Annotated in this window: 9 protein-coding genes and 1 pseudogene; all 10 read left to right on the forward strand. The window is 59.7% G+C overall.

The features are described 5' to 3' along the window. Positions 1-14: 14 nt before the first annotated feature. Entirely contained in the window at positions 15-1,490 is a 1,476-nt protein-coding gene (gene nifE / locus EN786_RS31360; RefSeq protein WP_095489376.1) for a nitrogenase iron-molybdenum cofactor biosynthesis protein NifE, read from the forward strand. A gap of 8 nt (positions 1,491-1,498) precedes the next feature. After that, positions 1,499-2,851: a nitrogenase iron-molybdenum cofactor biosynthesis protein NifN gene (gene nifN / locus EN786_RS31365; protein ID WP_126063827.1), complete on the forward strand. Its 1,353-nt coding sequence runs from the start codon at positions 1,499-1,501 to the stop codon at positions 2,849-2,851. Continuing rightward, a complete protein-coding gene (gene nifX, locus EN786_RS31370; protein ID WP_063169371.1) occupies positions 2,848-3,345 on the forward strand; it encodes a nitrogen fixation protein NifX in 498 nt (165 codons plus the stop codon). Before nifN ends, nifX begins: the two co-directional genes overlap by 4 nt. 16 nt (positions 3,346-3,361) lie before the next feature. Next, complete coding sequence (locus EN786_RS31375) at positions 3,362-3,841, forward strand: NifX-associated nitrogen fixation protein (RefSeq protein ID WP_024505267.1); 480 nt, start codon at positions 3,362-3,364, stop codon at positions 3,839-3,841. Then, complete coding sequence (locus EN786_RS31380; RefSeq protein ID WP_063169370.1) at positions 3,838-4,653, forward strand: response regulator transcription factor; 816 nt, start codon at positions 3,838-3,840, stop codon at positions 4,651-4,653. Before EN786_RS31375 ends, EN786_RS31380 begins: the two co-directional genes overlap by 4 nt. 95 nt (positions 4,654-4,748) lie before the next feature. Continuing rightward, positions 4,749-5,621 (forward strand): universal stress protein, encoded by an 873-nt coding sequence (locus EN786_RS31385; protein WP_126087041.1) that lies wholly within the window; start codon positions 4,749-4,751, stop codon positions 5,619-5,621. A gap of 842 nt (positions 5,622-6,463) precedes the next feature. Beyond that, complete coding sequence (locus EN786_RS31390) at positions 6,464-7,762, forward strand: SidA/IucD/PvdA family monooxygenase (protein ID WP_063169368.1); 1,299 nt, start codon at positions 6,464-6,466, stop codon at positions 7,760-7,762. Between the two features lie 13 nt (positions 7,763-7,775). Continuing rightward, a complete protein-coding gene (locus EN786_RS31395) occupies positions 7,776-8,153 on the forward strand; it encodes a hypothetical protein (RefSeq protein WP_024505270.1) in 378 nt (125 codons plus the stop codon). A gap of 254 nt (positions 8,154-8,407) precedes the next feature. After that, positions 8,408-9,571 carry a TlpA disulfide reductase family protein gene (locus EN786_RS31400; protein ID WP_245438181.1) on the forward strand — a complete coding sequence of 388 codons (1,164 nt, stop codon included), beginning with the start codon at positions 8,408-8,410 and terminating at the stop codon, positions 9,569-9,571. A 320-nt stretch (positions 9,572-9,891) separates the two neighbouring features. Further along, positions 9,892-10,079 (forward strand): annotated as a pseudogene (locus tag EN786_RS38325) (hypothetical protein); the annotation flags it as partial.

Genomic DNA, 10,079 nt, shown 5'->3' on the forward strand with positions numbered 1-10,079 from the left:
GGGGAGGCTGAGCAATGTCCTCCCTCAGCGCCAAAATCAAGGACGCCTTCGATGAGCCCGCCTGCGATAAGAACCGTGGCAAAGATGCCAAGGCGCGCAAGGAGGGCTGCTCGAAGTCGCTGACACCAGGGGCGGCAGCCGGCGGCTGCGCCTTTGACGGAGCCAAGATCGTCCTGCAGCCGATCACCGACGTTGCGCATCTGGTCCATGCGCCGCTCGCCTGCGAGGGCAATTCTTGGGACAACCGTGGTGCGGTTTCGTCAGGGCCGACCTTGTGGCGGACAAGCTTCACGACCGACCTCACCGAACTCGACCTTGTGATGGGGCAGGGCGAGCGGAAACTCTTCAAGGCGATCCGCGAGATCAAGCACACATACGCGCCGCCGGCGATCTTCGTCTACTCGACTTGCGTAACGGCGCTGATCGGTGACGACATCGAGGCCGTGTGCAAACGCGCCACGGAAAAGTTCGGTTTGGCCGTGGTGCCGATCAATGCGCCTGGCCTGGCAGGCTCCAAGAACCTCGGCAATAAGCTCGCCGCCGAGGCGTTGCTCGATCATGTCATCGGCACGGTCGAACCCGACGACCCCGGACCCTACGACATCAACATCCTTGGCGAATTCAACCTCTCGGGCGAATTCTGGCTTGTAAAGCCGCTCCTCGATCGGCTCGGGATCCGGGTGCGCGCCTGCATTCCCGGCGATGCGCGTTACCGCGACATTGCTTCCGCGCACCGCGCCCGGGCGGCAATGATGGTGTGCTCGACCGCGCTGATCAGTCTTGCCCGCAAGATGGAGGAGCGCTGGGACATCCCGTTCTTCGAGGGCTCCTTCTATGGCATCTCCGACACATCGCAAGCTCTTCGAAACCTTGTCAGGCTGCTGGTGAGGAAGGGCGCCGATCCGGAGATCCTCGAGCGCACAGAGACGCTGATCGCGCAGCAGGAGGCGATCGCGTGGAAGAAACTCGAATCCTACCGGCAAAGGCTCCAAGGCAAGCGCGTGCTGCTCAACACAGGCGGTGTGAAGTCCTGGTCGGTTGTCCATGCGCTGATGGAGATCGGAATCGAGATCGTCGGCACCTCGATCAAGAAATCTACGGTGCAGGACAAGGAGCGCATCAAACAAGTTCTCAAGCACGACAAGCACATGTTCGAATCCATGGCTGCGAGCGAGCTGTACGCCATGCTCTCTGAACACAGGGCCGATATCATGCTGTCGGGCGGTCGCACGCAATTCATTGCGCTCAAGGCCAAGACGCCCTGGCTCGATATCAACCAGGAGCGCCAGCATCCTTATGCCGGCTATGACGGCATGGTGGAACTCGTACGCCAGATCGACCTCGCCATTCACAATCCGATCTGGTCTCAGGTGCGCCAGCCGGCCCCGTGGGATTGCCAGCCTGAGCTGATAGGCGAATTGCCGTGCACGAGGAACGAGACCGCGTACCTGTTTGATGAATTCGCCTGCGCGACGGCACACGAGTGTTGAGGCGACCGATGGCCCGCATCCTTCCCCAGAGCAAATCGGCGGCAGTCAACCCGCTGAAGTCGTCGCAGCCGCTGGGTGCCGCCTTTGCCTTTCTTGGCGTCGACGGTGCGATGCCGCTGTTCCACGGCAGCCAAGGCTGCACAAGCTTTGCGCTCGTTCTCTTCGTGCGGCACTTCAAAGAAGCGATTCCCTTGCAGACTACGGCGATGGATGAGGTGGCGACCATCCTCGGCGCAGCCGACCATCTGGAAGAGGCGATCCTCAACCTCAAGAACCGCACGAAGCCAACGCTGATCGGGGTGTGCACGACCGCGCTGGTGGAGACGCGTGGCGAAGATTGCGCGGGTGATATTGCCAACATCATGCGGAAGCACACGCAACAGCTTGCGGGTACGGAGGTCGTGCTGGCCAACACGCCGGATTTTGACGGCGCGATCGAAGAGGGCTGGGCCAAGGCAGTCACCGCAATGATCGAAGGGATTACGCGCTCGGGCGAACGGGCGCGGCACCCGAAGAAGATCGCAATCCTGCCCGGATGCAACCTCTCTATCGCCGACATCGAGCATATGCGGGACATGGTTGAAAGCTTTGGGCTCAAGCCGGTTATTCTGCCCGACATTTCAGGCTCGCTCGACGGTACGGTTCCTGACCGCTGGGTAGCGACCACATACGGCGGCACCAGCGTCGAAGACATTCGCGAGTTGGGCACGGCCATGCAATGCATCGCCATCGGTGAGCACATGCGCCGCCCGGCGAAAGCGCTGCACGGGTTGACCGGCGTGCCTTACGTGTTGTTCCAGTCACTGACTGGGCTGCAGGACACGGACCGCTTCGTGTCGCTGCTGTCTGCGATTTCGGGCGCGGCGGTACCGGCCCGCGTGCGCCGGCGCCGGGCGCAATTGCAGGACGCGATGCTCGACGGACATTTCCATTTCGGCGGCAAGAAAATTGCCATCGCTGCCGAACCAGACCAGCTGTTCCAACTTGCGACCTTCTTTGCTGGCCTCGGCTCCGAGATAGCCGCGGCCGTCACAACGACCGACAGGTCTAAAATTCTCGAGAAAGTCCCGGCGGTTTCGGTTCAGATCGGCGATCTCGGCGATCTGGAAAGTCTTGCCGTCGGTGCTGACCTGCTTGTCACGCATTCGCACGGGCGCCAAGCATCGGAGCGGCTCCGAATTCCGCTCATGCGCATCGGGTTCCCGGTCTTCGATCGACTAGGCAGCCAGCACAAGCTCGCAATTCTCTATCAGGGCACCCGCGACATGATCTTCGAGGTCGCCAGCATCTTCCAGGCCAACCAACACGCGCCCACTCCTGAGGCGCTTGATCCACTCCGTAATCGAGAAATATCACGATGAACGCTGTTCGCCGCCTCTCGCTGGTCAGTAGTGAGGTTTTCGCCCCGATGCCTGAACGACGTAAGGGCGCATTGCGCGTTGCGATCGCCACTCAGGACATGCAGGACCTCAACGCCCATTTCGGGTCGGCCAGGCGCTTTGCTGTCTACGACGTGACGCGCGAGGAATGGAATCTCGTAGAAGCCGTGGCCTTCGATGACGTGTCCGATGAAAGCGGGGAGCATCGGGCCGAGCGCGATGATCGCATCACGCCAAAGGTGGATGCGCTCAAGGGCTGTCAGATCCTGTTTTGTCTGGCAATTGGCGGCCCTTCGGCAGCCAAGCTTGTCGCGGCAAAAATCCACCCGATCAAAGTGGCGGAGCCCCAATCGATCCCACAGGTGCTCTTGCGCACGCAGATGATGCTCAGGACGTGTCCTCCGCCTTGGCTGCGCAAGGTGCTGGCGCGAGCGGGCATTGCCGAAAAGAAACCGTCCTTCGAGGACGAGGACTGAAAAGAGGAGGACGCCAATGCCTGACCCCGCAATCCCCCCAGCTGTCGCCGAAGACGAGGCGGCTCTTTGCACCCCGTTCGTCAAATGCCTCGTGCGGCTGATCCGTTCTCAGGATTCCTATGGCTCGTGGGAACGCAAAGCGGACGCTGAGCTGCTGGGCGACTTCATCATTACCAAGGAACAGCGCCGAGGGATCCCAATCATCGGAGATCCCGATCCCGACGTGCTGTGGAGGCTCGACAAGTACTACGCCGCCATCGGGCTTGCGATCGAGGAGCGCTGCGGCCTTATGGCATCGCCGATGATCCAGGTGAGCCATGAGGGTTTTGGTCGGGTGCTTTTCACGACCGGACGGCTGGTCGTTTTGTCCAAAACGCTGCGCGATGTCCACCGGTTTGGCTTCGAGACGCTCCTGAAGCTCGCCACGGCCGGTACGAAGCTGGTCGACGATGCGATTTCAGTCATCGAAACCTTTCCCCACGTGGCGCTGGCATGATGGGCGCGATTTTCGAGAAAGGCCATCATGACGGACCCGAGAAACTATGTTGGCCAGTCCCCTCGATCCAGGGACTCGAGGCCGACCAGGTTGTTGGGGTATCGCCGATGAAGAAGCCGCTGGTCCTGATCTGCTCGCAAGATGCCGAGTTCTATCTGCTCTACAGCCACATACTGGAGGTTGACGGTTTCAGCAGTGAGACGGCAGACGGCGCGAAGGCTGCGCTGGCCTTGGCCGAACAACGGGAGCTTCAGGCCGTAGTGCTGGATTGCGACCCAGCCAGCATAAACGGGTCCGCAATTTGCGCCCACCTCAAGCGGGAACCGCGCACCACCGACCTGCCTATCATCGCCCTGATCGCGCCTGGCGCCGAGCACCAGCACCTCGATCTCTTGAAGGCAGGCGTTGAGAGCTTTGTGCGGCCGGTGGCTCCGGCCAAGCTGCTCGACTGCCTGCGGGCGAGGCTCGGGCTGACCAAGCGTGGTCCGAACGGGGTTGAAAACGACAGTTGGATTTGTTGTGGAGGCCTGGAGATGAAGCTCGATGCCCATCGGGTTCGCGGTAATGGCCACGACATCCATCTCGGACGGATCGATTTCAACGTGCTGCGGCTTATGATTGAGGCCCCCGGCAAGGTCTTCAGCCGGGACGAGCTTATCGGGGCGGCCTGGCTGCCCAACATTCATGTCGGTGCACGCACCGTCGATGTCCATATCAGCCGAATCAGGAGGGCGCTGAAAACGGCCTTGCCCGGCAGCGTCATTCGCACCGTCAGGTCGGCCGGCTACTCGCTCGAGAAGCCGGACGACTGAAATCGGTGATCGAACGTGGTGCCGCTCTCTCTTCCTCCTGAGAGCGGTGTTGCCGCTTTGAGGCGCTCCTAACGAAGACCAGGAGAAGCAGGCAAATGGAATTTAAAAGCATATTCAGTGTGACGGGTGCTGATCATTCTGATGAGGACCTCACAACAGCTGCCGGACTGTGTGCCGAGGTCGGCGCGCACCTATCGGTACTCATTATACCGCCTCCATTGCTCTTGATGTTGTCTCCGCCCCCCGAATGGAATACAGGACGTGCACAGGCAATTGCAGTACCGAACTATCGATTTCAGCAAATCGAGAAATTTTCACAGGACGTGACCAGAATGGAAAGACGGTCCGCGGATATCCTCAAAAGGCTGAAAGCTATGTCGCTTTCCTGTGACGTTGACACCGACTATTGCGATCCGGCTAGCCTCGGTGAAGTGGCACGACAGCGGGCGCTCTGCGCTGACCTGACGATCGTTGGAGGAGACCTCCTCAACGATGAGACTCTCGGACCTCCTGTTGTCAACGGCTGCTTGTTCGATAGCGGAAAGCCGGTGCTCATCGTGCCGAAGGGCGTTAAGGCGACGCTGTCGCCTCGACGCGTGCTGGTCGGCTGGGATTCGCGTGTAGAGGCCTCGCGTGCGGTTCGGGAAGCTCTTAGTATCCTATCCGCTGCCAAGGAAGTCTGTGTCGCTATGGTCGATCCAAAGGCGCAAAACAACGGGAAAGGCGCGCAGTCTGGAGCTGACATCGCTGCCTATCTTACTCGGCACGGTGCTCGGGTCTCCGTTGACCTGCTTAAGAGCGCCGGCAAATCGGCGGGCACAGTGCTGACCCAGCACGCGAACGACATCTGTGCTGACATGATGGTTATGGGTGCTTATGGCAGCCGTGGGCTGCGTGAGCGGATTTTCGGCGGTCCGCCGAGCTGGAGCTTTGGGAAGACCACATTGCCGCTGTTTTTGGCTCGCTGATCAGCTCCGTAGGAACACCGATCAGGTCGTAGGACCGCCAACCAGTCCGAAGTCGTCGTCGGTTACCGGTCGGATTGCGGAGACATGGCTGGATCCGCGAACATCTTGCGACGCTTGTCAGAGCCAAACCGGACGCCTCGACTGCTTCACGACGCTCTCGTGAACCAACTCGTGCGAGATCGTCCGCAACGGGCAGTAAAGACGAACGGCTGCAGCAGACCGCAGCCAAGCCACAGGGCGGGTGTACCAGGAGACCCCGCCTCGTGCGCGAACCCTGTTGGAAGGCCCCTTATCAGTACCCGGACGCGCGTCAAATCGGCGGCTGTCCCTGTCAGCCTGCGGTGTGCAAGGGCCGCTGCCGCGGAGCTTCCCCTGCCCGATCGTCGGGCGTGCGACAATGTCGGATTCCAGACGAGCTGGAACTGCGCGAACTCGTTGGTTTGACAGGTCTTTATCCGGCACGCCGCATGCATGGGAGTCTCCGAAAGCATTAAGAGCCGTTATCCATGGTTACGCCCCTCGAAAGAAAGAGCCGCTTCCGTCGTGGCAGGGAAACAGCCACTCCTGGGGTGGAGGCCGGCGCTAGAAGCCGCCGTAAGATCCGGAAGAGCCGCGCGACAGCATCACACACTTTCCTTCTGCTCTTGGGTTCGGATCACGCCGCGCCGCTGTCGATGCCGCCGACATTGAGCCCAAGACCTGGAAGGCGGCACACGCTTTTGCTGTCCTCTCAGTCGGGACCGCGGCTCAAGCATGCCTGTGAGGTTCGCATTGCTCAATGCCCGGCAATCGACGTCAACATGCCGCTGAGTTGGAAAACACTCCTAGAGGAGTAAGGATAAGTGGACCTCTTTTGTATTGGTGTGGGTGCTGGACCATCTAATTTGAGCCTTGCGTGTCAGATACAGGAAGAGATTGCGCAAGGGGCACTGTTCCTGGACCGGGAGGTCGATTTCCGAGGACATCCAGGCAGCGCTTTCGATTGCGCGGAGCTCCAGGTCGGCCACTTCCAGGATCTGGTTACTCTGGTCAATCCGCGATCAGCCTACACATTCGTAAACTACCTCCACGAGAACGGGCGTCTTTACAATTTCCTCAATGCGCAATTTCACGGGGTGCTTAGAGCCGAGTTCGCCCAATATCTCAACTGGGCGTTCCAGAAGAATCCGCTTGTCCGTGGCGGCGAGGCCGTTCGCGAAATCCGCTTTGACGGCGAGTTTCGCGTGCGGACGGACAACGCGGTCCTTGATGCAAGAAACCTCGTCATCGACATAGGCAAGCAGGCGCAAATTCCGCCTCAGTTTCATGGCTGGACTGGACCCAACCTGTTCCACTCATCTGAGTTGGCCCACATCAATCCTGAGGTGCAAAAAAAGCATGTCTGCGTTGTTGGCGGCGGACAGTCGGGAGCCGAGCTGCTACTGCACCTTGTCGGCCGGCCGAAAGAACGGCGGCCCGCGGCGATCACATGGGTCTTGACGCGCGAGATGCCTTTCGACGACCACGCGTTCACAAACGGGCTGTTCACGCCATGCTTCTCGGATCGTTTTGCTGCGATGAGCGAGGTGCATCGACAGCTGTTCCTGCGGCGTTTCGCGCTTGCCTCCGAGGGCATTTCAGAAAGCAAGTTGCGCGCGGTCTATCAGGCGCTCTACCACCACGCCTTTCTCGAGCCACACCAATGCGAGATCACATTGCGGCCAAGTTGCAACGTGTCGCGCTGCATCAATGCCGGAGCAGGGCACAGGCTCACGCTGCAACGCGGCTTGGACAACATCGGAGAAGTAACCGCCGATATCGTCATCCTGGCCACCGGGTACGAGAAACCGCTGCCGGGTTTCCTAGAACCGATCGCAGATCGCCTCGAACAGATCGGCAATGAGCTCGCCATCGGCGAGGATTTTTCGGTGTACTGGGACGGACCGCGAGACCGACGCCTTTTCGTTCAGAACGCCTGCCTTGGACAGCGCGGGCTGGCTGATCCGAACTTTGGGCTGCTGGCCTGGCGAGCGCGCCGCATCCTTGACAGCCTTCTGCGGCGCGCGCCATGCGCCAATCCCGAGCATCTAGGGTTCATCAACCGTCCCTTGACGGAGTGCTGGCCCGACCTCGGAGTCGAACAAATGGGCAGCGGGATATGATTCGTCGATATTGATGATCGGCGGTGGCATTCAGGAAAGATTTCCGCCTCTGGCGGCAAAAGCGGGACGAGCAATATTCCTACGGCGTCAGATCGCTCTGCTCGCGCTTGAGCAAGGTAGCGTCGCGCGACTCCTGCTTGGCGTGAAACAGCAAAGGGCATTCAATCACGATGCAGCTTTACGTGCTGTCGGGCTCAACGCCACGTGGATCGAGCCCAACGCCGCCGTTGGCAACCGCGACGCGAATTATGACGCCGGGCCACATGCGGCGGTGGCTGCAAGGGTACCGAGCCTCTCCCGCACTTTCGACCCCATCGCCGAAGTGCGACTACTCCAGGACGCCGAAGCCGGTCTTATCGCCAGCGGGCCAGCCAAACTCTCACCTTCCTAAACGGCAGCCGCTAAGGTGAGCCGTCGAAAGCCGACATTCAGGTTAACGTCAGCTGGCCGTGTTAGGGCTCGCTTATTCAAGGCGGTACCGGCGCTTGCCGAAGCTAAGAAGGGTTGGCATGCCCTTTGCCGTGCTTGATGTGCGGCAACACGGTGAGAGCTCCGCTGAAGCAAGCGAGAGGGAGCAATGCCCTCGAGACCGTGTCCGATTTTGACTGGAAAATATTCCGCGACAAAAGAGACGAAAGGTGTGGAATGACTTTGGACACCAAGATGGAACTGCGTATGGGGTCCCCGGCTCCTGCGCTGAAAGTGGAGAACTGGCTGCGTGGCGAGCCCCTCACGAGCCTTCGGCCCGGCAAGGTCTACCTCGTTGAATTTTGGGCGACTTGGTGCCGACCATGTGTCCACGCCATGCCCCATTTGATCGAACTGCAGGAGAAATATAAAGACAGCGGATTTGAGATTATCGGAGTCGCAGCTTGCGAAAAGGCTGCAACCGCGGACGAAGCGCGGACCAACGTGGATGCCTGGCTGACCGAGAAGTTCCCGAATCTGAATTATCGGACAGCGTTCGATTGCACTGGCGAAATGAAAAAGCTCTGGCTGGAACCCAGCTCTTCGTTCGGGATTCCCACCTCGTTCGTGGTCGACCGCGACGGCCACATCGCTTATATCGGCCACCCGGCACCTCTCGATGACGTTTTGCCGAAAGTCCTTAACGGCAGCTGGCGCAGCAGCTATGAAGCGAAAGCCGTCGATGCAAAGCGAATCTCGCGTGTGCGCGAATCGTCGCTGAGTCAGCCGATATACGCCAAACTTGGGCCGGCGATGCAGGACGAGGATTGGGCAGCGGCACTATTGGCCATCGAAGAAGGCCTCGCCGTGATGCCAGACTCTTTTGATTTTCGGCGGGTTCATGCGGATATTCTGCTTCACAAGCTGCGCGACATCAAAACCGGCTTGCCGCTTATGCGCGAATTGGTCGAGGACGCGATCAACAAAAAGTTCGAAGCGATGTCTTGGGTGGTGATGGCGCTGAACCAACTCTTCCATCCCACGATCGACAACTCCCATCTTCCGCATGATGATCGCTTTGCGATGGGCAAGGAGCTCTCCGAACAGATCCTGGAACTTAATCCTCCGCAAGGCGATGGAGACTTTAAATTCGGGTGTTACTTTCCGGTCGCTCAGTATTATTACGAGAGCGGCAACAAGGACCGGGCGATCGAGTTGATCGAGGTGGCAATCAAATCGCTGGACCATTCGGAGCCAGTGCCGGACCAAACCAAACAGCGCTACCTCACCTCGTTGCTCCAAGCCCTGGCCAACTACACGGGTGAGCCTGCCTGTCACGCGGGTCTCTGTGTGGCTCCGCAAAACAAGACTTCCGAAACTCAAAACGCTGTCACTTCCTGAGCAAGGATCGCGAAGGGCATGACAATTGGAATTGAACACCGGCAAATCCGCCCGCCCAGGCGCACTTCGCAGCAATAACGTCGATGCCGCAAAAGTGCGCGGCTTGCGGCAGGTGGAATTTCCATTGCGTTTACCTCGGGTCGAACCGCGGCGCAGGCGTTCGCGCCGCGGTGAAAGGTCTCGCATTGGTGGACGTGCTCGAGGTCGGCCACGGGACACTGTTGCGTGGGATCGGCTCGCCCAAGCCATTCCCCGCCCACGCAAGCGCCCGAACCACACATCGCAGAAAAAGAGATCGTCCTTCAAGAGGAGTACTGAAATTGGGGAAAAGCGAAATTCCTCATGAACCGGTTGGCCCTGCTGTCCACGGGGACGGCGAGGCCCTTGCTTCCCCGTTCGTCAAATGCCTCCTGCGGCTCATTCGTACTCAGGATTCCTTCGGCTTATGGGAAGGCCATTCGGATGCCGAGCTGCTGGCCGAGTTCATCATCACCAAGCAACAGCAACG

Source organism: Mesorhizobium sp. M4B.F.Ca.ET.143.01.1.1, from assembly GCF_004792275.1.
GTDB lineage: Bacteria > Pseudomonadota > Alphaproteobacteria > Rhizobiales > Rhizobiaceae > Mesorhizobium > Mesorhizobium abyssinicae.